This is a genomic window from Paenibacillus sp. J22P59 (assembly GCF_059383895.1).
Window position 1 is genome coordinate 163,698 of sequence record NZ_JBXENX010000001.1, and the last position, 23,228, is coordinate 186,925.

General features: G+C 46.9%; 25 protein-coding genes. 22 read left to right on the forward strand and 3 right to left on the reverse strand.

The window, feature by feature from the left end:
• Nucleotides 1–7: 7 nt before the first annotated feature.
• The 17 genes from AC50YO_RS00835 to AC50YO_RS00915 all read left to right on the forward strand — a co-directional run bounded on the left by AC50YO_RS00835 (nt 8) and on the right by AC50YO_RS00915 (nt 16,595).
• Entirely contained in the window at nt 8–868 is an 861-nt protein-coding gene (locus tag AC50YO_RS00835) for a 3-hydroxybutyryl-CoA dehydrogenase (protein WP_494842101.1), read from the forward strand.
• Nucleotides 869–893: 25 nt separating this feature from the next.
• Entirely contained in the window at nt 894–2,021 is a 1,128-nt protein-coding gene (locus AC50YO_RS00840) for an acyl-CoA dehydrogenase family protein (protein WP_494842103.1), read from the forward strand.
• A 31-nt stretch (nt 2,022–2,052) separates the two neighbouring features.
• On the forward strand, nt 2,053–2,937 hold the full coding sequence (gene prpB / locus AC50YO_RS00845) for a methylisocitrate lyase (protein ID WP_494842105.1): 885 nt from the start codon (nt 2,053–2,055) through the stop codon (nt 2,935–2,937).
• Nucleotides 2,938–4,059 carry a citrate/2-methylcitrate synthase gene (locus AC50YO_RS00850; RefSeq protein WP_494842107.1) on the forward strand — a complete coding sequence of 374 codons (1,122 nt, stop codon included), beginning with the start codon at nt 2,938–2,940 and terminating at the stop codon, nt 4,057–4,059.
• A gap of 19 nt (nt 4,060–4,078) precedes the next feature.
• The gene (locus AC50YO_RS00855; RefSeq protein ID WP_494842109.1) at nt 4,079–5,521 is read left to right on the forward strand and encodes a bifunctional 2-methylcitrate dehydratase/aconitate hydratase; all 1,443 of its coding nucleotides are present in this window, start codon (nt 4,079–4,081) and stop codon (nt 5,519–5,521) included.
• A gap of 194 nt (nt 5,522–5,715) precedes the next feature.
• Complete coding sequence (locus AC50YO_RS00860) at nt 5,716–6,903, forward strand: MFS transporter (protein WP_494842114.1); 1,188 nt, start codon at nt 5,716–5,718, stop codon at nt 6,901–6,903.
• 117 nt (nt 6,904–7,020) lie between these two features.
• Nucleotides 7,021–7,866, forward strand: coding sequence for an STM4015 family protein (locus AC50YO_RS00865; RefSeq protein WP_494842117.1), 846 nt, complete (start codon nt 7,021–7,023; stop codon nt 7,864–7,866).
• A 2-nt stretch (nt 7,867–7,868) separates the two neighbouring features.
• A complete protein-coding gene (locus AC50YO_RS00870) occupies nt 7,869–9,119 on the forward strand; it encodes an STM4014 family protein (protein WP_494842120.1) in 1,251 nt (416 codons plus the stop codon).
• Nucleotides 9,116–9,904 (forward strand): STM4013/SEN3800 family hydrolase, encoded by a 789-nt coding sequence (locus AC50YO_RS00875; RefSeq protein ID WP_494842122.1) that lies wholly within the window; start codon nt 9,116–9,118, stop codon nt 9,902–9,904. Before AC50YO_RS00870 ends, AC50YO_RS00875 begins: the two co-directional genes overlap by 4 nt.
• 41 nt (nt 9,905–9,945) lie before the next feature.
• On the forward strand, nt 9,946–11,322 hold the full coding sequence (locus AC50YO_RS00880) for an STM4012 family radical SAM protein (protein WP_494842124.1): 1,377 nt from the start codon (nt 9,946–9,948) through the stop codon (nt 11,320–11,322).
• On the forward strand, nt 11,319–12,182 hold the full coding sequence (locus AC50YO_RS00885; RefSeq protein WP_494842126.1) for an STM4011 family radical SAM protein: 864 nt from the start codon (nt 11,319–11,321) through the stop codon (nt 12,180–12,182). Before AC50YO_RS00880 ends, AC50YO_RS00885 begins: the two co-directional genes overlap by 4 nt.
• A 74-nt stretch (nt 12,183–12,256) precedes the next feature.
• Nucleotides 12,257–12,586 (forward strand): low molecular weight protein tyrosine phosphatase family protein, encoded by a 330-nt coding sequence (locus AC50YO_RS00890; RefSeq protein ID WP_494843191.1) that lies wholly within the window; start codon nt 12,257–12,259, stop codon nt 12,584–12,586.
• A gap of 513 nt (nt 12,587–13,099) precedes the next feature.
• Complete coding sequence (locus tag AC50YO_RS00895; RefSeq protein WP_494842128.1) at nt 13,100–13,534, forward strand: GntR family transcriptional regulator; 435 nt, start codon at nt 13,100–13,102, stop codon at nt 13,532–13,534.
• Nucleotides 13,527–14,216, forward strand: a complete 690-nt coding sequence (locus AC50YO_RS00900) for an ATP-binding cassette domain-containing protein (protein WP_494843193.1) — start codon at nt 13,527–13,529, stop codon at nt 14,214–14,216. Before AC50YO_RS00895 ends, AC50YO_RS00900 begins: the two co-directional genes overlap by 8 nt.
• Entirely contained in the window at nt 14,213–15,043 is an 831-nt protein-coding gene (locus AC50YO_RS00905) for a hypothetical protein (protein ID WP_494842130.1), read from the forward strand. The genes AC50YO_RS00900 and AC50YO_RS00905 overlap by 4 nt, the downstream gene beginning before the upstream one ends.
• 11 nt (nt 15,044–15,054) lie before the next feature.
• Nucleotides 15,055–16,323 carry a hypothetical protein gene (locus AC50YO_RS00910; RefSeq protein WP_494842132.1) on the forward strand — a complete coding sequence of 423 codons (1,269 nt, stop codon included), beginning with the start codon at nt 15,055–15,057 and terminating at the stop codon, nt 16,321–16,323.
• A gap of 17 nt (nt 16,324–16,340) precedes the next feature.
• Nucleotides 16,341–16,595, forward strand: coding sequence for a hypothetical protein (locus tag AC50YO_RS00915; RefSeq protein ID WP_494842134.1), 255 nt, complete (start codon nt 16,341–16,343; stop codon nt 16,593–16,595).
• A 60-nt stretch (nt 16,596–16,655) separates the two neighbouring features.
• Here the strand turns inward: AC50YO_RS00915 and AC50YO_RS00920 are convergent, their stop codons facing one another.
• Nucleotides 16,656–17,306 (reverse strand): class I SAM-dependent methyltransferase, encoded by a 651-nt coding sequence (locus tag AC50YO_RS00920; RefSeq protein ID WP_494842139.1) that lies wholly within the window; start codon nt 17,304–17,306, stop codon nt 16,656–16,658.
• A gap of 29 nt (nt 17,307–17,335) precedes the next feature.
• Nucleotides 17,336–18,283 (reverse strand): CgeB family protein, encoded by a 948-nt coding sequence (locus tag AC50YO_RS00925; RefSeq protein ID WP_494842142.1) that lies wholly within the window; start codon nt 18,281–18,283, stop codon nt 17,336–17,338.
• 167 nt (nt 18,284–18,450) lie between these two features.
• Between AC50YO_RS00925 and AC50YO_RS00930 the strand changes: the two genes are divergently transcribed.
• From AC50YO_RS00930 to AC50YO_RS00940, 3 genes are read left to right on the forward strand one after another with little or no spacing between them, the layout of a single operon-like run.
• Nucleotides 18,451–19,482 carry a glycosyltransferase family protein gene (locus tag AC50YO_RS00930; RefSeq protein WP_494842147.1) on the forward strand — a complete coding sequence of 344 codons (1,032 nt, stop codon included), beginning with the start codon at nt 18,451–18,453 and terminating at the stop codon, nt 19,480–19,482.
• A gap of 50 nt (nt 19,483–19,532) precedes the next feature.
• On the forward strand, nt 19,533–20,066 hold the full coding sequence (locus AC50YO_RS00935) for a hypothetical protein (protein WP_494842149.1): 534 nt from the start codon (nt 19,533–19,535) through the stop codon (nt 20,064–20,066).
• A 35-nt stretch (nt 20,067–20,101) separates the two neighbouring features.
• Complete coding sequence (locus AC50YO_RS00940; RefSeq protein WP_494842153.1) at nt 20,102–20,302, forward strand: hypothetical protein; 201 nt, start codon at nt 20,102–20,104, stop codon at nt 20,300–20,302.
• Here the strand turns inward: AC50YO_RS00940 and AC50YO_RS00945 are convergent.
• Nucleotides 20,299–21,603, reverse strand: a complete 1,305-nt coding sequence (locus AC50YO_RS00945; RefSeq protein ID WP_494842155.1) for a glycosyltransferase family 2 protein — start codon at nt 21,601–21,603, stop codon at nt 20,299–20,301. The genes AC50YO_RS00940 and AC50YO_RS00945 overlap by 4 nt on opposite strands.
• 179 nt (nt 21,604–21,782) lie before the next feature.
• Here AC50YO_RS00945 and AC50YO_RS00950 point away from each other — a divergent pair, with 179 nt between their 5' ends.
• Both AC50YO_RS00950 and AC50YO_RS00955 read left to right on the forward strand, forming a co-directional pair.
• Nucleotides 21,783–21,866: a putative holin-like toxin gene (locus AC50YO_RS00950; protein ID WP_494843195.1), complete on the forward strand. Its 84-nt coding sequence runs from the start codon at nt 21,783–21,785 to the stop codon at nt 21,864–21,866.
• Nucleotides 21,867–22,161: 295 nt separating this feature from the next.
• Nucleotides 22,162–23,103, forward strand: coding sequence for a hypothetical protein (locus AC50YO_RS00955; protein ID WP_494842158.1), 942 nt, complete (start codon nt 22,162–22,164; stop codon nt 23,101–23,103).
• Nucleotides 23,104–23,228 lie beyond the last annotated feature (125 nt).

Sequence of the window (23,228 nt, forward strand, 5' to 3'; positions counted from 1 at the left end):
GGTCTTCTTGGAGAGTGCAACCATAATGGTGGCTGGTGCTGGACAGATGGGCAGCGGCATCGCGCAAACATTGGCTCAGAGCGGATATCACGTTCTGTTATATGATATCCAATCGGAGGTCGTACAGCGGGGGAAAGCTGTGATAGCTTCTTCTCTCACCCGTCTTGTTGAGAAGGGGCGATTAACGGAGGAGCTCCGCTTGCAGCAACTCGATCGTATTACACCAACGACGAGTCTAGACAATGCTGCTCTTGCCTCGGTCGTTATCGAAGCGATTCCCGAGCAACTGACATTGAAGCAAACGCTATTTCAAGAGCTGGACGGCATCTGCGCTCCTCAAGCGATCTTCGCGACGAATACTTCATCGTTGTCGATTACTGCAATCGCTGCGGCAACGAACAGGCAAGACCATGTCATCGGCATGCATTTTATGAATCCGGTTCCCGTTATGCCGCTAGTGGAGCTTATTAGAGGGCTGGCAACCTCAGACCCTACGTTTGATACAGTCAAAAAGCTGGCTCTATCCTTAGGCAAAACTCCTGTTGAGGTTAAGGATTACCCAGGCTTCATCGCGAATCGAATTCTCATGCCGATGATCAACGAAGCGATGTATGCCGTATATGAAGGGGTCGCCTCACCAGAGGCGGTCGATCAGGTGATGCTGCTTGGGATGAAGCACCCGATGGGGCCGCTTGCTCTTGCTGATTTCATCGGCTTAGACACCTGCTTGGCCATTATGGAGACACTCCATGAGGAATTTGGCGATTCCAAATATAGGCCTTGCCCATTACTTCGCAGTTATGTTCGGGCTGGGTGGCTCGGCCGCAAGTCCGGGCGAGGACTGTATCCATACGAGGGGCTAGGATAGGGGCTGGAGAAAGGAGTGCCGAATAATGGAGCTCCGTTATACGAAGGAACAAGAACGAATGCGGCAGTCGGTGCAGCAGTTTGCAGAATTGGAGATTGCTCCTGCCGTTAGCCATATGGAACAAACGGATGAGTTCCCTGAGCAGCTCGTTGCTCGAATGGGTCACCTTGGTTTCATGGGCATTCCAATAGCGAAGCAATGGGGCGGTGCCGATGCAGATTTCATCTCCTATACGCTAGCTGTTAATGAAATTTCGAAAGTAAGCGCAGCGGTAGGCGTCATCCTATCTGTTCACACTTCTGTCTGTACGTTTCCAATTCTTAACTATGGAACGGAGGAGCAGAGATCTGTCTACGTGAAGAGGCTCGCTTCGGGAAAAGCGTTAGGGGCATTTGCCTTGACGGAGCCTCATGCCGGTTCGGATGCAGCTTCTATTCGAACAACAGCGACGTTTCACGGCGATCATTATCGACTCAATGGCACGAAGGTGTTCATTACGAATGCGGGAGCAGCAGACTTTTATGTGACGTTCGCTCTTACGGGGCCGGATCGCGGCATTACTGCTTTTATTGTAGAAAAGGGCGCGGAGGGCTTCGAGATTGGAAAAAAAGAGAAGAAGATGGGACTTCACGGCTCTAATACGTGTGAACTTATCTTTAATGAATTGCAGATTCCAATTGCTCAAAGACTTGGTGCGGAAGGAGAGGGATTCGCGATTGCCATGGGTTCACTGGATGGCGGGCGAATCGGCATTGCAGCCCAAGCGCTTGGAATTGCACAAGCTGCGGTGAAATTATTGAGCGACACTCTCTATCCTTCAGCAGCACGAAGCAATAAAAGGCGAGGCAAGCTGCAGCCTCATCATGCTCGTTTGGCGGAGCTAACCGCCCATGTAGAAGCCGCTCGGCTGCTTGTCTATCATGCCGCTTATTTGCGGCAAGAGGGCCTGCCTTGTACGATGCAGGCTTCCATTGCAAAAATGTTCGCATCTGATACGGCGGTAGAAGCAGCTGGAGCAGCTGTTCAGCTATTGGGTTTGGAAGGCTGCATGAATGAAGCGGAGCGCTTATTCCGGGATGCGAAGGTCACGCAGATCTATGAAGGCACGAATGAGATTCACAGAATCGTAATCAGCAATCAGCTGCTTAGATGACAAGCTGTAATGAAGTAAAGGCGGTGAAGGGATGCGGACTAGTCCAGGCTTGCTTCTTCGTGAGGCAATTGAGACGGAGCAGCCGTTGCAAGTGGCAGGGACAATCAATGCTTACGCAGCGCTGATGGCGGAGCGGGTAGGGTTCCGTGCTTTGTACTTATCAGGAGCAGGCGTTGCAAACGCCTCTTATGGCATGCCGGATCTTGGCATGACAACGCTCAATGATTGCCTAGAGGATATTAGGCGAATTGTGAGCGCGACGGATCTGCCGCTGCTGGTTGATGCAGACACGGGATTTGGCGGCGCTTTTCAAATTGCGAGAACGGTAAAGCTTATTCATCGGGCAGGTGCGGCAGGTATCCATATAGAGGATCAGATTCAGAATAAGCGCTGTGGCCATCGTCCGAACAAAGCGATAGTGAGCAAGGGAGAAATGGTGGATCGAATAAAGGCAGCGGCAGATGCCAGAGAGGACTCGTCATTCGTCCTGATGGCGAGAACGGATGCATTGGCGATGGAGGGGCTTGAATCGGCTATTGAGCGAGCTTGTGCTTGTGTCGAAGCGGGAGCGGATATGATTTTTCCCGAAGCTATAACGAATCTTGAAGAATACAAGCGATTTGCCGAGGCTGTGAAAGTGCCTATACTCGCGAATGTGACTGAATTCGGCCAAACTCCGCTTTTTACAATAGAAGAATTGAAGAAGGCTGGCGTCCGTATGGTGTTGTATCCGTTATCTGCCTTTCGTGCGATGAATGCTGCAGCCCTTGCCGTATATCGGACTATCCGATTAGAAGGGACGCAGAGCCCAGCAGTCGGACTGATGCAGACGCGTGAGGAGCTTTATGATTTTCTGAATTATTATGATTTCGAGAAGAAGCTGGATCAGCTGTATGCGGAGAGGGGCGAGGAATAGATGACGGTGAAAAAACGAGGGGGGCTTGCTGCTGTTATAGCAGGGCAAACGGCTATATCTACGGTCGGGAAGGAAGGGGCAGGGCTTTCTTATCGGGGATATACGATTGAGGATCTGGTGGAATTCGGTTCCTTTGAGGAAACAGCCTATCTGCTTATATATGGCAAGCTGCCTAGCCGAGCTGAATTAACTCAGTATAAGCAAAAGCTGGCTGCTGCAAGAGGGCTGCCTGGCGGGCTGCGAACGATATTGGAGCAGCTTCCCGGCAGTACGCATCCGATGGATGTACTGCGGACGGGATTCTCCGCATTCGCTTCCTTCGAGCCAGAGGCTGAAGGACGAAGTCATTATGATATAGCAGACAGGCTGCTGGCTTGCTGTGCATCCCTATTAATGTATTGGCATCATTATCACAAAAGCGGCAAACGGATCAATACGGAGACTGATCAGGATAGTATTGCGGGCCATTTTTTGCAATTGTTGCATGGTAGAAAAGCAGACGAAAGTCATGAGAAGGCGCTGGATCATTCTCTTATTTTGTATGCCGAGCATGAGTTTAATGCTTCTACCTTCGCGGCTCGGGTGACAGCATCAACGCTATCTGATTTCTATTCCGCGATAACGACTGGAGTGGGGACACTTCGTGGATCTCTGCATGGAGGAGCCAATGAAGCATCCATGGCTTTAATTGAAGCGTTTGATAATCCGAATGAAGCGGAAAGTGGCGTTTCACAGATGCTGGTGCAGAAGAAACGAATTATGGGCTTTGGGCATCGTGTCTATTCCGCCTGTGATCCCAGATCCGATAGGATGAAGCGATGGTCGAGCACGCTATCAGAAGCTGCTGGCGATACGAAGCTGTATCCGATATCCGAGCGTATTGAGCAGGTTATGCAAAGGGAGAAGAGGCTTTTTCCCAATCTGGATTTCTATAGTGCCTCTGTTTATCGATTTATGAATATCCCAACGGACTTTTTCACTCCTATCTTTGTGCAATCCCGAATTAGCGGCTGGTCAGCCCATATTATCGAGCAGCGATTGAACAATCGTCTAATTCGGCCAAGTGCCGAATATACCGGTCCTGAGCTCTTAAGCTGGCCGATTCCGGATACACAATTCTGATAAGCGGGAGGAGAATGTGATGTCGAAGCCGAGCAGCAATAATAGGCCTGAGCCGGACCGACTTCTTGTAGAGCTGGCAGACTATGTCGCATGTACAGAAATTGATAGCCTTGAGGCTTACGAAACAGCAAGATACTGTTTGATGGATACGCTCGGATGTGGATTGCTTGCGCTTCGATACCCTGAATGCACGAAGCTACTTGGTCCGATTGTACCCGGTACAATTGTTCCGAACGGAGCGAGGATTCCGGGGACCTCCTTTCAGCTTGACCCGATTACTGCTGCATTCAATATTGGATGCATGATTCGTTGGCTCGATTATAATGATACCTGGCTTGCGGCAGAGTGGGGCCATCCCTCTGATAATTTAGGCGGTATACTTGCGGCTGCTGATTATCTGAGTCGCCTTCAACGGTCAGAAGGCAAATCACCTGTTACGATGCGGGATGTATTGACGGCTATGATAAAAGCGCATGAAATTCAAGGTGTGCTCGCTCTGGAGAACAGCTTCAATCGAGTGGGGCTCGATCATGTGATTCTCGTTAAGGTAGCTTCGACGGCTGTTATAACCAAACTGCTCGGCGGTACGAAGAACGAGATAATTCGAGCGGTTTCGAATGCTTGGATTGACGGACATCCTCTGCGAACATATCGCCATTCACCGAATACAGGTACTCGGAAATCTTGGGCAGCAGGGGATGCGACAAGCCGTGCCGTTCACTTAGCGTTGATGGCGCTAAAAGGCGAAATGGGCTATCCTTCTGCATTAAGCGCTCCGCAATGGGGCTTCTCCGATGTGTTATTCAAAGGAAATCCGATTGTCTTGAGTCGCCCGCTTGAATCGTATGTCATGGAAAATATATTGTTCAAAATCTCCTATCCGGCTGAATTCCACGGTCAGACGGCTGTCGAATGTGCGATCCAGCTTCATCCAAAGCTTAGGGGGAGATTGCAGGAAGTGGATCGGATTGAGCTGACAACGCATGAATCCGCATTGCGAATCATTGATAAGACAGGGCCGCTGCATAATCCTGCCGATCGCGATCATTGCTTGCAGTACATGGTGGCAATAGGGCTTGTGCAGGGCAGTCTTACCGCTGATGATTATGAGGATGCCGCTGCACAGGACTCGCGAATTGATGCGCTGCGAGAGAAGATGATTACGTTAGAGGACCCGCGTTATTCTTCGGAGTATATGGCAGAGGATACACGGTCGATTGCTAATGCGATCCAAGTGTTCTTCAAAGACGGAACAGCGACGGATAAAATTCAGCAGGAATATCCAATCGGACATCGCCGCAGACGTAAGGAGGCGATTCCGCTGCTGGAGACCAAGTTTGAGTCCAATGTAAGGAGCCGCTTCGCTGGCAAGCAAGCAGAAGCAATTGTGAAGCTATGCCAAGATCAGCGGGAACTGGAGCGAACCGCTGTGCACAGCTTTGTCGACCTGTTTGCTTTATAGCTTGAAGGGAGGACCGCTCCAAGAGAGCGGTCTTTTTTTGTTAGGCCTATGAGACGGATGGCTGGGCTCTGCTATCGGACAAACTATTAAAGTATAGCATTGGAATATAATAAATATTATCCCGCTGTGCCAAGCTATGGTAGCATTGCGTAGGTGTGTATTAAATTAATGATAGAAATTGAGGAGAATAACAAGTGTCCAATAAATCATCACTTCCATTATTACTGATGTTCATGTTTCTAGCTATGCTTGGTATGGGGCTGATTATTCCGGTAATGCCTGTCTTCTTGAAAGAATTCGGCGCAGGTGGACAAGCTGCCGGATACCTGGTCTCTGCTTTTGGCTTGACGCAATTTGTATTCTCGCCAATCGCGGGTGAGCTATCAGACAAATACGGTCGAAAGCCAATGATTGTCGTTGGTTTATGCCTTTTTGCTGTATCTAATTTACTAGCGGCAATTGCCGGAGATTTGTCGCTTCTATTCGTGTCCCGATTAGTAGGAGGGATGGGGTCGGCAGCATTGGTCCCGGCAATTATGGCGTATGTAGCGGATATTACGACAGATGTTCAGCGGGGAAAAGGCATGTCTTTACTGGGGGCGTCGATGTCTTCTGGCTTCATTATCGGACCGGGGCTAGGAGGCTTGCTTGCTGAGTTCGGTTTGCGAGCACCCTTCTACGCATCCGCTTGTATTGGTTTTCTGGCGATGTTAAGCAGCATTATCCTTTTGAAGGAATCGTTGTCGAAAGACCTTCAACTTAAACGCCAGCAATCAAAAGAGAAAAGAGTCAGTGTATTTCGCCAGCTCGTGCTCTCGTTCAAATCCCGTTATTTCGTTCTATTGCTGCTCGTCTTTGCTCTTACATTCGGGCTCACTCACTTCGAGGCGATCTTCCCGCTATTCGTTGTTCAGAGCTACGGTTTCACAACCCGTGAAATAGCGGTTCTAATTACGGTCTGTTCTTTAATCGGAACGTTCAACCAAATCGCAATGACGGGCTGGTTGACACGAAAGCTAGGCGAGAAAGTGATTATTAATTACACGCTATTGTTGTCTGCCGTATCACTTGTGCTCATGCTATTTTCTGGAAATTTTATTTATGTGATGTTCATAACGATGTTATTTTTCACATTCAACAACATTATGCGGCCGACTATCAATACTTTACTGTCCAAGGATGCTGGTGAAGAGCAGGGATTCGTAGCGGGTATGAATAACGCTTATATGAGCTTGGGTACTATTTTCGGACCAGCATTGGCAGGCATTTTATTTGATATTGATATAAATTTGCCTTACCTATTCGGTGCCTTCGTGCTCTTAATCAGCTTCGGAGTGTCGATAAAGTGGATTGTGACTAAGCGAAAAACGGCAGTTACTTAGTAAGTCTATTGCTATTCCTTGCTATAAGATCAATAGAAGATTTGAAAGCACGAACTTATCATTCTATAATTATAGTGGTAAAGTAGGAAATATTAAGTAAGCTTAGGAGGAATTCATATGTCCGAAATTAAATTATCATTGGATTATGAGCAGTATGAGGATGGCAAAAAAATAGTCGATTTAATCGAGCAACTGGCGAATGGCGCGGACGCTGCGAATCTTGAAAGTCTGATTATTGGAGACTGGGGCGGCGCTTATGAGAATGATTCCAGTGAAATCGTAGAAGCGCTTGTTCGCTTGAAGGACAGCTTCCCTAAGCTTCACAAGCTATTCATTGGCGATATGTCCTATGAAGAATGCGAAGTATCATGGATAACACAATCTAATCTGGCACCGCTGCTCGTTGCGTATCCGAACCTGACGTCCTTCACAATCAAGGGTAGTACCGAACTGGCGCTAGATCCCGCTCGTCATGAGAAATTAGAAGAGCTGACTATTATTTGTGGCGGCTTAGGCAAGGAAGTGCTTGCTAGTATCCATACAGGAAGCTTCCCGCGCTTGAAGAAGCTGGAGCTTTATTTGGGAGTTGACGAATACGGCTTTGATGGCAGTATAGAAGATGTTCTCCCATTGATCGAGCCAGGCAAATTCCCGGAGCTCGTATATTTGGGGCTGAAAGATAGTGAGATTCAAGACGAGATTGCCATTGCTGTGGCAGAAGCGCCAATTCTGGATCAACTGCACACGCTTGATCTGTCTCTTGGAACATTGACTGACGAAGGGGCAGAGGCGCTCATTAACAGCGATAAAATTAAGAAGCTGCAGCATTTGGATCTGAACTATCATTATATGTCGAATGAGATGATGAAGCGTTGGCAGGAAACGGGCCTGAACGTAACGATTACCGATCAACAGGAAAATGATGACGATGAGGACTACCGTTACCCATCCCTTACAGAATAATAATGAAGCAGATGATTCTAATCGGTAATTCGGGCAATCGCAGAACAGCAGGGCTTCAAGCAGCCAGAGCCAAGCTTGGAATGAAGCCAGCTATTGAATTAAGCTATATGGATTTGCTAGATCATAATTCTTCTTTAACGGCAGTAGTAGAACAAAATAATTTGCATAGGGGAGAGCCGCCATTGCTGCGGCTTGATGCCCCCGGCGAGCAATTTGAGGTTGAACGGGGACTTATCGCTCTTGGAGCACCGGATGCTGATCGAGTCGATAGCAACGAGAGCATGCTTCTATCAGAAGGACAGCAATGCTGGCAGCCTGTGTCGAAGAAGAATGCGATGGCTATGAAGGAGCAACGGGGCAAGCTTTATCATCCCTCACAATGGTTTCGCGGCTATAGCCGCTTATTGGCGAGTCTGGACCGCGAAGCCCGGCTGCTGTGGACAGATCCGCAATGGATGAATAGACCTGCGGATATTGCTGCGATGTTCGACAAACGCGTTACACATCAAGTATTATCAGCTGCTGGAGTTGCGGTGCCAAGGCTGCTGGCATCACCTTCAGCGATTCCAAACTACGAAGCGCTGCGCGAGATGATGCGGCTGCGACGGATGCCTCGAATTTTTCTCAAGTTGGCGACAGGCTCAGGTGCTTGCGGCGTAATTGCCTATCAGGTCAACCCGTCTACCGGAGCTGAGCTGGCTATTACTACGATCAGTGTCGAGCATTACATAGCCAGGCCGCCCAGTTACTATAATGTAAAAAAGCTTAATCGGTATACAGATTCATCGTCCATTAAGCAAATTGTTAATTGGCTGCTTCTTCATGGCGCCCACGCCGAGCAATGGGTGGCAAAAGCCTCCTATGAAGACAAATCCTTCGATATTCGCCAGCTAGTCGTTCAAGGAAAGGCCTGTCATAGTGTCGCAAGAGTCAGTTCTACACCTATTACGAATCTCCATCTGCGCAGTGAAAGAATGAGTATGGATACTGTAGGCCTTACTGCTGCTGAACAGGCTAGTGTAAGGCAATGCGCCGAAAGAACATTGGCTGCATTCCCGGGGGCAACGATTGCAGGCATTGACATCGCAGTAAGCAGCGGAACGAAGCGTCCTTTTGTACTTGATGTCAATCCATTCGGCGACCTGCTCTATCAAGTCAGCCATGATGGCTGTGATGCTTACGAGTGGGAGATGAAGCAGCTTGCCGCCTCTCAAACAGCTAGTGCGGGCATCAGGAAGGAGAGGTCTTTATGATTGATATGAATCAAGTTGTGGGCAGCCATGACATTGTAATGATTACACTAGATACGCTGCGTTATGATGCAGCCGTGCTTGAGGAAGGCAATTGCCCGAATCTTTGCGCGGACGGGGGGCGTTGGGAGAAACGGCATTCACCCGGCAGCTTTACTTACGCCGCGCATCATGCTTTTTTCGGCGGGTTCCTGCCTACTCCAGCTACTACGAATAAGGCAGAGCACGTCCGTTTGTTTCATTCCAAGCATACGGGCTTGAAGACTCATCCGAACACTTGGCTGTTCGATACGCCCGATATCGTATCAGGGCTGCAGCAGGAAGGGTACGTTACGATCTGTATAGGCGGAGTCATCTTTTTCACTAAGAAGGTTCCACTTGCGCGAGTGCTTCCCGCTTATTTTCAGGAAAGCTATTGGAGAATGACCTTCGGTGTCACGAATCCTCGCTCTACGGAGCATCAAGTCAATCATGCAATCAAACGATTAGACAAATTGGAATCAAGCGAACGGTTATTTTTATTTATGAACGTATCGGCCATTCATGGACCGAATCATTATTTTGTGCCGGGTGCAAAGAAGGATTCGGTAGAGACACAGCGGGCTGCGCTTCGTTACGTTGACGGAGAGCTTGGGCGCTTGTTTCAAGCATTGCGGGAGCGGCAGCGCCCCGTATTTTGCATGGTATTCTCCGACCATGGAACCGCTTATGGCGAGGATGGCTATGAGGGGCATCGCCTTGCCCATGAGGTTGTGTGGAATGTGCCCTATCGGGAGTTTTTTCTATAGTAATGAAGCAGAAGATCATTGGGAGAGGAAGTGCATGACGGATGGACAAGGTAGTTTCCTCTTATTCCGTTGATAGAACTGAAGATATAGCTGCCCTGCGCAGATGGAAGGAAGAGCTTACCTCAGACCCTTATCGGTCTTATTTGTATTCTTATCCACATAAAACGTCCTATCGAGAATTAGAGACGAAGCTGCCCTTAGCTGAGCTGTGGAGCAAGGAACCAGCAGAAACGTTCTTTTTATATATGCATATCCCATTTTGTGGCGCGCGCTGCGGATTTTGTAATTTATTCACCTTGCCAGACAAGCGTGCTAGCGTTCATGAGCAATACGTCGATGCATTGGAGAGACAAGCCAAGCAATGGGCGCCTTTCGTTAATGGCAAGCCGATTGCCAGATTCGCCATTGGCGGCGGTACACCGACATTACTTGCACCCCAGCAGCTCGAACGATTATTCCGTATTGCAGAAGAAACGATAGGGCTGGATCCTGACCTAGCTTCCATATCGGTAGAAACTTCTCCCGAGACCGTAACGACCGAGCGGCTCGCCATACTGAAGGATCGACAGGTGGATCGAGTAAGCATGGGCATTCAAAGCTTCGTCGAAGCGGAGGCAGCTGCAATCTATCGCCCGCAGAAGCCCTTAGAAGTAGAACGGGCACTTGCGCAATTAAAAGAATATGCGTTCCCGATCCTGAATCTGGATCTGATCTATGGGTTGCCCGGACAGTCTGTTGAATCCTGGTTATATTCATTGGATCGCGCTTTGTCCTACAGTCCAGAGGAGATCTTCCTCTATCCGCTGTATACGCGTGAGCATACGATTGTGAAGCCCGAGGAAATCAAGAAGAGCGGCACCGATCATCGTATGGTTATGTATCTTGCCGCTCGTGACCGATTGCTGGCGAGCGGATATACGCAATTTTCGATGAGAAGATTCGCCAAGCAGGATGCGGGCTCCAGCAAGAGGCTGCTTCCTTATGGCTGTCAGGAGGAAGGGATGATGGGGCTAGGCTGCGGGGCTCGATCCTATACGAAAGATGTACATTACGCGTCTCGTTATGGCGTCAGCCGCAGCGCTACAGAAAGTATCATTGCGGATTATGTCTCAACTGCTGATTACACAACAGCTGATTATGGCGTTGTCCTCAGTCAAGATGAGCAGCAGCGGCGATTTATCTTGAAGGCTATTTTGCATGCGGAGGGATTAGAGCTTCTTGCCTACACAGCTCGGTTTGGCAGCGATGTGCTGACCGACTATCCGCAGCTTAATAGGCTGCTGCTTACTGAATTGGCGACACTGGAATCGGGGCTGTTGAAATTGTCTGATGAGGGAATGGCGCATTCGGATGCCATCGGTGACTGGTTAATCTCAGCTGCTGTGCGGGGCCGGATGGAAAGCTTTGTGCTGGCATGAAGGCAACCATCTATTATCGCGGCAGCCTGACCTCCTGCAATTATGATTGTCCTTATTGCCCCTTTAGCAAGAATAAGGACAGCCTCGAAACTCTTGCAAAGGACCGAGACCAAATCGAGACCTTTGTGGCATGGGTTAAGGCACAAGGAGGGGCAGAAGGGCATCGTATCTCGGTGTTTTTTAATCCTTATGGAGAAGGGCTTACCCATCAATGGTATCATACAGCCATGATTGAGCTGTCGCATATGGAGCATGTCGATAAAGTAGCTATCCAAACGAATCTATCGCCAAAATTGACTTGGACGGCAGAGCTGAACCCGACCAAAGCAGCATTCTGGGTCACCTATCATCCGGGGCAGACGACATTAGCGAGGTTTTTGAAGCAATGTAACGAGCTGTATCGGCAAGGAATTGCGTTTAGTGTAGGCTCAGTGGGCTTGAAGAGTGTATTCGCGGCTTTGCAGGCGCTGCGGCAAGCACTGCCAGAGGATGTCTATATGTGGGTGAATGCCTATAAAGACAAGCCAGACTACTATTCTTCTGGAGATATTGCTGTACTGCAGCAGCTTGACCCCTACTTTTCTATTAATGCTGTCGACTATGATAGCATGGGGAAAGAATGCGAGGCAGGGCAGAATGTGTTCTATGTGCAGACCGATGGACGGGTGAAACGCTGCTACAAGGATCGGCAAGTGATCGGCAATCTCTACCGAGACGGATTGATTGGGTTAGCACAGCGTCGCCCATGCCGAATGAAATGCTGTGATTGTTATATTGGTTACATTCATATGCCGGAGCTGGAGCTTGGAAGCGTGTATGGAGACAGGCTGCTGGAAAGAATTGCTATAAAGCATAAGTAGAACCATATCCAGATGATTATGTGTTATCTCGCAATGAAACAGCAGAATTAAGGATAAGGTGAAGGTGAGAAGCGATTCAACTATTGTTTGTATGCAGTCGGAACAAATGGCGCAGCCTGACGGCAGAAAAAATATTTCATGGCTATAACGGCTATACCGTTCAATCTGCCGGCACAGAAGAGAATGCACGGATTAAAGTCAATGAAGGTCATATCGGATGGGCAGACTTGATCTTTGTGATGGAGAAGAAGCACAGCAGAAGGCTTAAGGAGAAGTTTTTTTATAAGCTGTCTGGCAAAAAAATCATTTGTCTGGATATCCCAGATGAGTACCTCTTCATGGATGAAGAATTAATCGAGACGTTGAAGACTCGTGTAGCCGAATATATTGACGTTCCGGTATAATGGAAGGAATGACTGGCCACATAGCGCGGTCGGGATATCGGAAAAGAATAAAAGATGTATATCTTGAGAAGGCTATCTCGTTCCAGGATTATCACGGGAAAATCCAGCTGTAGCGGAACGGTGTTCCGCTATTTGATGCATTTTTACAATAATCAATTAACTAACGGACAGCGGTTCCGTTAGTTAATTGAAACAAAGCTAAAACAAAGGAATTCCCAAAAATAACGGAACGTAGAACCTCTATTTATCCATAAAAAGCAACTAAACAAATCATAACGGAACGCAGTTCCGCTCAGGCTGTCGAGAACCACTCGGCAGCCTTTTTGCGTACAAACAAGTTAAGATGTACAAGCAGGTTCTTTTGAAAAGACGGCGCTTATACAATTTGGGCACATATAAAGGGAGAATTTTTATTGGAATCAATTGACAAATAACTGTATTACGGTGATAATACAGTTATAAAGTGTATGAACCACGCAGTACACACACTTGGCAGGAATGAGAGGTAATCAGATGAATACGAATGAAGGATGGACGGGCGTCTCCTTTAACAGCAGAGACCCGGTTTATTTGCAGGTAGTCCGTCATTTCAAAGAACAAATTGCTATGGGCCATTTGGAGGCCGGGCAGGTTATTCCCTCTCGCAGGGAGCTGGGAGCCTTGTTGAAGATCAACCCAAATACAGCACAAAAAGCCTATAAAGAACTGGAGGATCAGGAATTGATCATAACCGAAGGGAACTCCCCAAGCCGAATTACGCATGAGGACATTGTGCTGGGCAAGATCCGATCCGAATTAATTGGTGAAGCCGTAGAGTCCTTCGTAGCCTCTGTGCGGAAGATTGATGTACCGATAGAGGAATTGCTCTCTCTAGTAAAAAGAAAATATAACGAAGGCATAGCATCAGATAAAGCGGAGCGGGATGGGAGAGGCGAAGCAGATGATTGAGGTTAAGGAAATTCAGCAGCGTTATGGCAGGCGCAATGTACTGAATGGGGTTTCTTTTACAGCGGAGAAAGGACAAATTACTTGCTTGATTGGCGGGAATGGCGCAGGCAAGTCGACTATCTTAAAAGCGATCATGGGGCTGACCCCTTTGCGAAGCGGTACCATCCTTATTGATGGACAGCCATGGAGCCGCTCGATCTATGAGAAGATCGCTTTCGTACCTGATCATCTGACAATGCCTATGGGGACAAGGCTGTCCGCAGGGTTTCAATTCATGGAGGACTTCTACGAATGTTGGAATAAAGAGAGGGCTTACGAATTATTACGGTTCTTTCGCTTGGACGAGAAAGAGAAGGTAGGCAATTTGTCCAAGGGTACGGCGGCGAAATATAGCTTAGTGCTCGGCCTGGCGCAAGATACGGACTACCTGCTGCTGGATGAGCCATTCTCAGGCATTGATCTCTTTAGCCGGGAGCTGATCGCATCGGTATTTACTAGTGATCTGGTTGAGGATCGCGGAGTGCTGCTGACCACTCATGAAATCAGTGACATCGAGCAGCTGATTGATAAAGCTGTTTTGCTGCAAAATGGTGTTGTGCATCGATCTTTCTATTGTGAAGAGGTTCGCAGTGAGGAAGGGAAGTCTGTCATTGATATCATGAGGGAGGTGTATATGCCGTGAATCATTATTTGAAGCTTGTACATATGGAGATCCATCGGTTCCGGTATATGCTGGCCGCCTTAATGGCCATTACATTCGTCGTTCAGGTGAGCGCGATGGTTATGCTGCTCTCTAAGGAATTATCTAAACGGGAGGCGAATCCTCTCTATAACGGAGTGACCGGCGGATTTGTTCCTGAGGGAATGCTGTCATTCACATGGGTTGTATTCTGCACACAATTCTGGTTTTACGTTCCCATACTGCTCAGCATATCGGTAATAGGTTTATATGTGTTTCTGATCTGGTACCGAGATTGGATCGGTCGAGCTACCTTTGCCTATAGACTGCTGATGCTGCCGACAGCAAGGCGCCATATTTATTTGGCTAAAGCTACAGCTATTTTGGTGTTTGTATTCGCTTTAGTTTTCTATCAACTATTGTTGCTGTTCGTAGAAAAGGGAATTTTTAATCTAATGGTTCCTGCCGAGCTTCGCGTGGATTCTTACCTTGAAGATATTCTTCAAGCGAATGAAGCGATAGCCATACTTCTTCCGCATAGTTTGGAGCAATTCATTTATTACTATGGATTAGGTACCCTAGCTGTGGTGGCTATTTTTACGGCAATCCTTTTGGAGAGAAGCTATAGAAAACTGGGCATTGTATATGGCGTGGCCTATTTAGTTGGCTGCTCCAGTATCATTCTGCTTACACCTTTATTACTGGAGTCACCGCGTTCTTATGTATATCCGATAGAAATATTTGTGATTGAGCTTGTTTTGTGCGGATGCTTGTTTGCTATTTCGATAGGGCTGAGTTTCAGGCTGCTCTCCAAAAAGATTAGGGTGTGAGGGAGATTATTATGAAGCGTTACTTATTTTCTATCTCATTAGTTGTTTTCGGTATTTGTGGCTTAATGGCTTATTATGCAGTCGGCCCAACAGACCATTTGCCCAAATATCAATTAGTAACTTTGCAAGGGGATCCCGCAGTAGGGGAGAACATTGTGTTAAGCGGTTCCTATGGCGGGAGAAATATATCGAAACCTTTGGAGATTGATTCTACAGGAAGTCAGTATACCATCAAATGGAAATCAACCTTTAGGCAGGAAATGCTCGACTCGCGCTCCTGGTTTTATGAGCAATATGGTGTTCGAGAGCTCGTTAATGAGCATCGCTCTTTTATGAGGGGAAAATTCAATATTGATAGATTGAATGCAGATGAGAAGCAGCTTATTTATACGGATGGCTTCATTCGGAAGAATACTAAGAGTGCGGATGCTGTTCTGCGAATTGAAACGCTCGATAGAGCTTCCAATGAAGTCGATACGTATGAAATAGTTGCAGAATCACAAACGGATATCTTATCTTTAGTTGTTTTTAATATGCAGCTGGTGGGCGAGGAACTGCACATTCTAACTTCTGCTTATAAGAAGAATAACTTCCCGAAGGAAGTATATGATGATATGAATGATATTACTGATTATGTTGTCGATATGAATAAAAGGGAACTTATACGAAGTGTGAAGGTCATTCAATCGGAATTTAAGGAACCAGATACGATATTCGAGACGCATAGGACTTATACAAACGATTCTTTAGAAAACACTGATTATATTCTCATGAAAGAGATTGAATGGAAAATGTCATCTGATAAGATGAAATCCTATAGCAAGGAACAGGCAGGAGAGAAGGCGTACGCTTATTCTTACAAGACAGGTAAGCTTACAGCTCTCCCAGAAGATTATAATTGGCAGCAGCAGGTAGACAACAAGAATCCCGTTGATAGGAGTTATCGCATAGATAATGAATATGTGTGGATGAAGAAAATCGACAATGACACCATCGCATTGTCCCGGTATAACCTGCTTACAAATGAAGATGAGCCAGAATATTTAATACTGAAACTATCAGATTTAGGCATCCAGCCAAAAATGGACTATTATTCGCACCTTGCAAACCATAAGCTTTATCTGATGTATAATGACGACCATCATATTCCAACTGTAGTCGTCCTAGATGCTCAAACGGGAGAACAGCTTTATAAGGGCCAGGCAGCTTATGAAGGTCAGGCTTCCAAAGCAAAGGAAGAAATGAGCTACCTGCGTTTGATTAATATGAAGGTGAAATAAGCTAGCGAGGTATCGTCATGCCAATACCATTATGCTTAGGAGAAAAAATCAAAATATTAAAAAAGCTCGAGGCTTATGCTTATCAAGTTGCCCATTATGTGCTGCAGGATGAAGGGTTAGCCTTGGAGGCGGCGAAGAGCGCGATGCTTGAGCTCAGCAAGCATGCCGGTTTTTTCGAAGACACGCTCATCGCGCAGCGCAGCAGGATGAAGCATGCCATTATGCAGCAATCTATCCTGGTGAAGCAGAGGCGATTAACAGGAAGCATGTAATCATATGCAGGAGGCTGACCCAAAGGAGTGGGCGGCCTCTTTTTTTGATCCAAGCAAGCTTTAACTGCTGCTTTTTTTCTTCAGCACTGCGCGGAAACAATGCAGCCCGCCCCACATCTCCGTATGAATCGCATGGTCAGGCAGCTCGAAATTCGTTGCTCCTGCAAATTCCAGCCCGGCATTCTTGACGGCATATTGAAGAATGGCTAGATCAATCTGCGGATAATCAAAGGTCAGGATAAGGAGACCGTCTTTTTTCAATACCCGATTAAACTCCTCGAAGGCTTGGAACATCGCTGCGGTCGGTATCTCTTCTAATACGGATATGCAGAACACTTTGTCGAAGTAGTCGTCCTCATATGGCAATGCAGTTAAGTTTCCTATGCGGCAATCCACAGCATTCAAATAGCGTGTACGTACCAGCTCCGCGATTTGAGGACCGAACCAGCTAGTACTTATCTCGTTGATTAGTGCATCAGGCGAAGCAATGAGAGGGTTAAGATCGCAAGCATGGGCTTCTCTAGCGACCGAGCCCAAATAAAATTTGAAGGGGTGGATCGTACCTGCTGCAGCATCAAGGACAACATCTGTCGGCTTAGGGAAGGTTTTTGCCCATTCGTATTCATACAGCCTGCTCCACCATATATCAGGAAATTTATACAGCAGCTCATCGGAGCTTGGGTCCGTGTTCACAAAAAATCTTGCACTCATGTGATCTATATTCAAGGCTATCCCTCGCTTTAGTGAAGTTGCTCGATTCGGTCACGAATCTGCGCAGCCCGAAGGGCATACGTGTGATGCTTATACACGAACTCACGCCCTTGTTGGCGGATGCGGTTCATCTTGTCGGGATGGCTCTTGTAGTACTTGTACAGTTCCATTGACTCTTCCGGTGAAGAGGACCAAATGAGATGAACATGGTTTTGGAAGGTTGCTTCAATAGCTGTCGTATGCTGGGTGAAGAAGAAGCCTCCGCAGCCCAGTACCTCGAAGCTTCGCATAGATTGCATGGTCTTGGAACCATTGATACTGTGTACGCCTAGTATGAAGCGGGAGGAGGCGCATAGGTCAGGCCAGCTTATATAACTCATATAGCCTTTGTACGCGGATGTTGGAACCGTGTAAGACAGGCGGCCATTGATCCAATGCTCATCCCCATAAAAACAAATATCATCTTCGCTCGCTAGAAAGGGATCAAACAGGATGCGCGAGCCTTCCTTACGGTTAGCATGTGCCTCATAGTTATTGCCCACAAATACGAGCTCATGAGCAAGACTCGGATTAGGCTGCCCAATGGTATGGAAGTCGGGATTGCAAGCGAAGAGGATACAAAGGGCTTCAACGTGGTTCGGGCGATAAATTTCCTCCAGCCACTCCTCACAGGTTGTTAGCGTAAGTAGGGAGCGTTTGCCATAGCTGAGTGATAAATTATAAGCTACAGGGTCCTCGATAGCCCAATAAATATGGGGAATGCCGGAATCCTCAATAATAGGAAACAGAAGCGCTTCCCTTCCAACACCACCCTCCGTAAACAAATAATCCGGCTTAAACTCATCAATAGTTCGTCTAATGCCGCCCTCATTATTGTCCTCTGGCGAAAGAATAGCCGTCTCCCAACCGATCTGCCTGAAGCCTGCAGCGATTCCAAACGTAATGATAGGCGCCCAATTTAAAAAGAGAATTTTCATAAAGCTCACCCTCACTTTCAAGCTTCCTGCCTTCTTTGCCTCATCAAATCCAGAGATATCTTATCTTATGTCTCAAAGCTAGTATAGGTTTCCGCACAATCTTTCTGAGGGCGAAGTTCATATGGTGTAAAATCCAATTTTATTAAGGCCATGAGGGGGGAATGTCCGTGACAACAGAATTGACGATCGTATATCCTCCAGCCATTGACTACAAATTTATGCATCAGCGCCCTCAGCAAATGATGAAAGCATTGGCGCAAGCGGGAGCTAATGTGCTATTCATTAACCCTGCCGATCTCTTCGAGCAGGAGGTGGATGTCTATCATCCCTTTCCTGAACTGCCTAATTTCACGGTCATTCATCGTTCGGTTGATTTCAGGCCTTTTGTCAAAGGAAAGCTTGTTTTTTGGTGTGCAGTCAACCAAGGCTGGTTCATTGATACGTATGATCATGATTTGGCCGTATTCGATTCTTGTGATTTGGCTAAAGGAGAATTCTCCGCATGGAAAGATGTCGTGCCTGTGATGGAAAAGAAGACGCAGTTGACCTTTGCATCTGCGCAAGCTATCTATAATGAGCATGCCTCACGGGGAATCGCTACTGTTTTGTTGCCTAATGGAGCGGATTTCGAGCATTTCAGACCAGCAGCCGAGCGACTGGAGCGTCCGCATGATCTGCCAGATACGAAGGGCCAGCCGCTTATCGGCTACTATGGTGCAGTATCGGCGTGGATGGATATGGAGATGGTCTATGCGATAGCCGATCGCTATCCGGTTGTATTGATCGGTTCCAATCCGCTATACAATCGAGAGATTGCACATTCGAATGTGACCTCAATTCATATGAAGGCGTATGCGGAGCTGCCCTTTTACTTAAGCTGGTTCGATGTTGCGCTTATTCCATTTCAGTTGACAGAGATGATCGAGGGCTGCGATCCTGTCAAATTTTACGAGTATATATCGGCAGGTAAGCCTGTCGTGGCGAGCGCAATGTTCGAACTGCAAAAGTATCGTAATCTCGTGTATTTTGCTGATCAGACCACTGCATCTGAGGCGGTAGACAGAGCTTTGGCTGAGAACAACGAGATGAAAGTGCGATGGCGGAAAAAGCATGGACTGCGCAATTCTTGGTTATGCAGAGGCAGAATTGCTCTAGCTCATCTTGCAAGGGCTTTGAATGCCAAAACACAGCCTCACTGACGGGAAGCTTTTCTATTGCGATACTTTAATTGAAAAGGAGCTGGACTTCATTGGGTAGGAAGGTTCAAGCAGCTAGAAAGAATTGTCGGAAAAAGCATCGTCGATATGTGCTGGTCAAAACGAATAAAGGCCGTTGCGGATCAAGAAAAATATTGGTCTGTCGGCCAAAGAAATCTAGCGTAAGAAAAGGAAAGCCAAGATGGAAGCTGGGTATCCAAGCGTTAAAAAACCAGGTTCTAAAGTGGGTAGATTCACTAATAAAGGATATAGACAGACTTTCCTCAACAACGAGCGGCTTAACTGCTTCGATTAGCCAGCTTCATTCTGAAATCAATCTGATCAAAGAAGGAATTAGTGCGACGAGAGGGCAGGAATCGGTCTCACCCCCTCCCACAGTGTCCTCCACCGATAGTGCAATCATTAGCATACTTGCGACGCGCTTAGGAACGACGCTATTAGTCGAGACCGATGCGGGTCCTTTTACAGGAACATTGACTGAAGTAGGAGAAAATTATATTGCTCTATTGGAAGCAACTGGCGCTATTGTGCTTATTCCTACGGTTCAGATTAGTTCTTTTGTATAAAAGTACGTATTACTTGGAACGGAAGGGGAGTTCAAATGAATTTTTCACAAGCTTTGAGCCGGTATATTGGCCGTTCTGTGGAAGTATTCCAAACGACGCAATATGTAAGAGGGATCTTGCTTGGAGTAACGGATACTTTTTTTAACGTACAGACCAATCCTTCCGCATACGGGGCAGCAGATACGCTAACTGTACTGATTGATAAGACCGAGGTTGTACGTGTTTTTCCAAGTTAGCAGGGATCATCTGTACTTGTAAGCAGCTCCGTGCAGCACCATTCTTTCCAACGTTCATAGTTCATGCGATTGCGTCCTGTTATGCTGTCTGTTCGCATACGGCGATGGTATAAGGGCTCGTTCAGCGTATCTATCGGGAATTTCAACGAAAGCCGAATGAGAATTTGCAAGTCTTCGTAAAGCCTTCCACCGAAGGGGTCATCTATGCGCCAGCCATCGATTTCCTTCAGGGCCGCAATAAAATAGCATCGAGGAGCAAGCGGGGCCGCCGCATCCAATGCTGCGCGGGGAGAAAAGGAATTCGCTGTTGTCAGGCTCCGGTAGATGAGCTGTTTATTAGGGCGCTCCTGCCATTCATAGTGAGCAGCATAAAGGGCTCCTGGAGGAGTGGATGAATGTATGACAAGACTTAGCTGCTCCAAGCAGTGTGGAGCTAACCAATCATCAGCATCCAGCTCCACCATCCATTTGCCCCGTACTTCTTGAAGAGCTCGATTGAGTGCCGCGGATTTGCCTACGTTGTGAGGCAGATTAATGACTCTAATGGATGGATGGCCGGAAAAGGCGGATAGCACCTTAGGTGTAGCATCGTCAGAGCCATCATTGATAAGTATACATTCCCAATCCTTCACGGATTGGGCTAGTATACTGCGGATTGCCCACGCTATATCATTTGCACCATTGTGAACGCAGACAACAACACTGAATAAGGGCTGATGAATAGTCGTACTTGCAGAATCGTCCAAGGAGCGGGAGAATGCATGGATTAGTGGGCTGATGGCAGCCCATTCTCGCTCAGATTGTCTCCAGCGGGGCAGCTTTGTTCGGTATGCTAGCCAATCGCTTCTTTCCAGTATTAACCAAATCCATTCTGCGGATAGACGGAGCTGAAGCTGAGCGGGTACATATCGTTCAAAAGGTGAGTCGTCCAGCGTTAACAAGCTAGCTTCCATTGCCTGCAGGACAGCCGATCGTCTCCAAATGACAGGGCCTCGTGACGCAGATAAGGCTGTCGGCTGACTTCTATGGTCAGCAAGTGGAAGCAGATAGCCCGCTGCATGATTCGGAAGAGCATGGAGGACACTGGACAAGCAGCCAGAGAAATTAGGATGAAGGCCTTCGCCCGCATAGAGAATGAGAAAGAAAGGCTGATCATTCATTTGTAGTGCGGTGTGCATGCTAGCAGTAAGCTTTTTTTGCAAAATAAGGGTATCGGAAAAAGGCAGGCAAGCGGCAACATCGTCAGCGGTTTGCTGTGCGAGCCAATCCTGTCCTTCTAGGTTCAGAATGAAAACAAGCATGTTCAGCCATTCCTTTTTGTTATTCTATGCCGGTATGGGCAATTGAGATCGCAAAGAATGAACGATTCATTGACAATTAATGTAATCGCTTTCATAAATAAGTTCTTTTATTCTATACAAGTTGCATATTCTATATTACAATAGTCAGCTTTATAGGGTGGCAGAATGGGGGTGAGATAATGGCAGTGAATGAAGCGATAGCTTTAATGATCTCGTTCGCCACCTTGGTTGTTGCGATGCTTGCTTTTCATAATAAGAAATAGACCTTCCCTGAAGAAACGGTCTATTTCGCTGGCGTCAGCGGTCTTTAGCAACCGCCCTTACAATTTGATTATTGTGCCAAGGAGTCGGCTGCAACCGGCTCTTTTTTAATACACAAAAATAGTCTATTCCTTCTTTTCCGGATTTAGCACAGCAATTGATAAACTTCATCTTAATTGTTACATATTTCAATTCGGTGGGTAAACCTTTTGTAATAGATATTGAAACCTTTCGCTATTCCTCACCGTCTCTAGAATTGTGTGCAGGATGCAGAAAAGGAAACAAGGAGGAGTATTCATGAATGGAAAGAACAACAACGTTCAGGCATGGAAAAAAACTCTCGTTCTGGGGCTAGCTTTGACAATCACAGCAGGAGGCACTTTGATATCTGCCAACGCAGGACAAGTTACTGCAGCACCTGCAACTCAGGCATCTTCGTCGGTCGTATATAATAAATTTGAGTATTATGTGAAGAAGCCTTCGACGCTTGCTATTGCGAGAAATTATTTGATTAATCATATTGGCAAGGCTAATTTATCGGAAGCGACAATTATGACGCTTCACTTGGAGAATGCTCAAGCAGCACATCTGGATACGATGGCAGAAAAGTTTTATCCGCAAAGCATTCAGAAGGCGCTTGATAAGGCCTATCGTCAAAAAGGCATATCCTTCTCTGGACTTCTTAGCGTCGTAACGGATAAGAAGACGCGCGCACTGCTAATCGAAGCGAGAGATAAGGGCTACATGATGCGTACGAGCGAAGGACTGTATTACCCCGTGATGAATTATCAGGGATTCAAGCAGTTCAGAGCTTATATTAAAAAAGATATTGCAGCTTACATTGATATACAAGCAGCAGAATCGAATAAACCGTTGATGTCCGATGCCGCCATCGTAATCGAATTTGATGAAATCATTAAACGTGCCTTGCAATCGGAGACGTTCTTGAAGAACTATCCTCATTCCAATCGCAACGCGGCTATTAATAATTACTATAGGAGCCTGAAATTCGCTCTATTTGTTGGTTCCAGCAACACGGATATATACGAAGGCAATGGCGTTAAAGATGAGCTTGTCCTGAAAGCAAAGGTCAGAAAAGCTTACGAGGATGCTGTCGCAAACGGCAATGGCAATAGTAAGCTGCTTCAGACGATAGAGGAACTGCTCGATATTCTCGATAGCAATGATGGTGTTCGCAGTCCAGAAGCGGATCGTTTAATAGAAAAGACCGTAGAGTAATCCCTTCAAAAGCAATGAATTTTCTTTATCAAGCTGGAAAAGCCACTTTATATAGTGGCTTTTTTTGTGATTATATGGATTAATATACATAGTAATATTGATAGTGATGAGTAAAGGAGAGATTC

Bases quoted from the DNA above. Each gene is read 5' to 3' on its own strand.
- AC50YO_RS00840 (WP_494842103.1), top strand. From the start codon at position 894: ATGGAGCTCCGTTATACGAAGGAACAAGAACGAATGCGGCAGTCGGTG.
- prpB (WP_494842105.1), top strand. From the start codon at position 2,053: ATGCGGACTAGTCCAGGCTTGCTTCTTCGTGAGGCAATTGAGACGGAG.
- AC50YO_RS00850 (WP_494842107.1), top strand. From the start codon at position 2,938: ATGACGGTGAAAAAACGAGGGGGGCTTGCTGCTGTTATAGCAGGGCAA.
- AC50YO_RS00855 (WP_494842109.1), top strand. From the start codon at position 4,079: ATGTCGAAGCCGAGCAGCAATAATAGGCCTGAGCCGGACCGACTTCTT.
- AC50YO_RS00865 (WP_494842117.1), top strand. From the start codon at position 7,021: ATGTCCGAAATTAAATTATCATTGGATTATGAGCAGTATGAGGATGGC.
- AC50YO_RS00870 (WP_494842120.1), top strand. From the start codon at position 7,869: ATGAAGCAGATGATTCTAATCGGTAATTCGGGCAATCGCAGAACAGCA.
- AC50YO_RS00875 (WP_494842122.1), top strand. From the start codon at position 9,116: ATGATTGATATGAATCAAGTTGTGGGCAGCCATGACATTGTAATGATT.
- AC50YO_RS00880 (WP_494842124.1), top strand. From the start codon at position 9,946: ATGGACAAGGTAGTTTCCTCTTATTCCGTTGATAGAACTGAAGATATA.
- AC50YO_RS00885 (WP_494842126.1), top strand. From the start codon at position 11,319: ATGAAGGCAACCATCTATTATCGCGGCAGCCTGACCTCCTGCAATTAT.
- AC50YO_RS00895 (WP_494842128.1), top strand. From the start codon at position 13,100: ATGAATACGAATGAAGGATGGACGGGCGTCTCCTTTAACAGCAGAGAC.
- AC50YO_RS00900 (WP_494843193.1), top strand. From the start codon at position 13,527: ATGATTGAGGTTAAGGAAATTCAGCAGCGTTATGGCAGGCGCAATGTA.
- AC50YO_RS00910 (WP_494842132.1), top strand. From the start codon at position 15,055: ATGAAGCGTTACTTATTTTCTATCTCATTAGTTGTTTTCGGTATTTGT.
- AC50YO_RS00915 (WP_494842134.1), top strand. From the start codon at position 16,341: ATGCCAATACCATTATGCTTAGGAGAAAAAATCAAAATATTAAAAAAG.
- AC50YO_RS00920 (WP_494842139.1), bottom strand. From the start codon at position 17,306: ATGAGTGCAAGATTTTTTGTGAACACGGACCCAAGCTCCGATGAGCTG.
- AC50YO_RS00925 (WP_494842142.1), bottom strand. From the start codon at position 18,283: ATGAAAATTCTCTTTTTAAATTGGGCGCCTATCATTACGTTTGGAATC.
- AC50YO_RS00940 (WP_494842153.1), top strand. From the start codon at position 20,102: ATGAATTTTTCACAAGCTTTGAGCCGGTATATTGGCCGTTCTGTGGAA.
- AC50YO_RS00945 (WP_494842155.1), bottom strand. From the start codon at position 21,603: ATGCTTGTTTTCATTCTGAACCTAGAAGGACAGGATTGGCTCGCACAG.
- AC50YO_RS00950 (WP_494843195.1), top strand. From the start codon at position 21,783: ATGGCAGTGAATGAAGCGATAGCTTTAATGATCTCGTTCGCCACCTTG.
- AC50YO_RS00955 (WP_494842158.1), top strand. From the start codon at position 22,162: ATGAATGGAAAGAACAACAACGTTCAGGCATGGAAAAAAACTCTCGTT.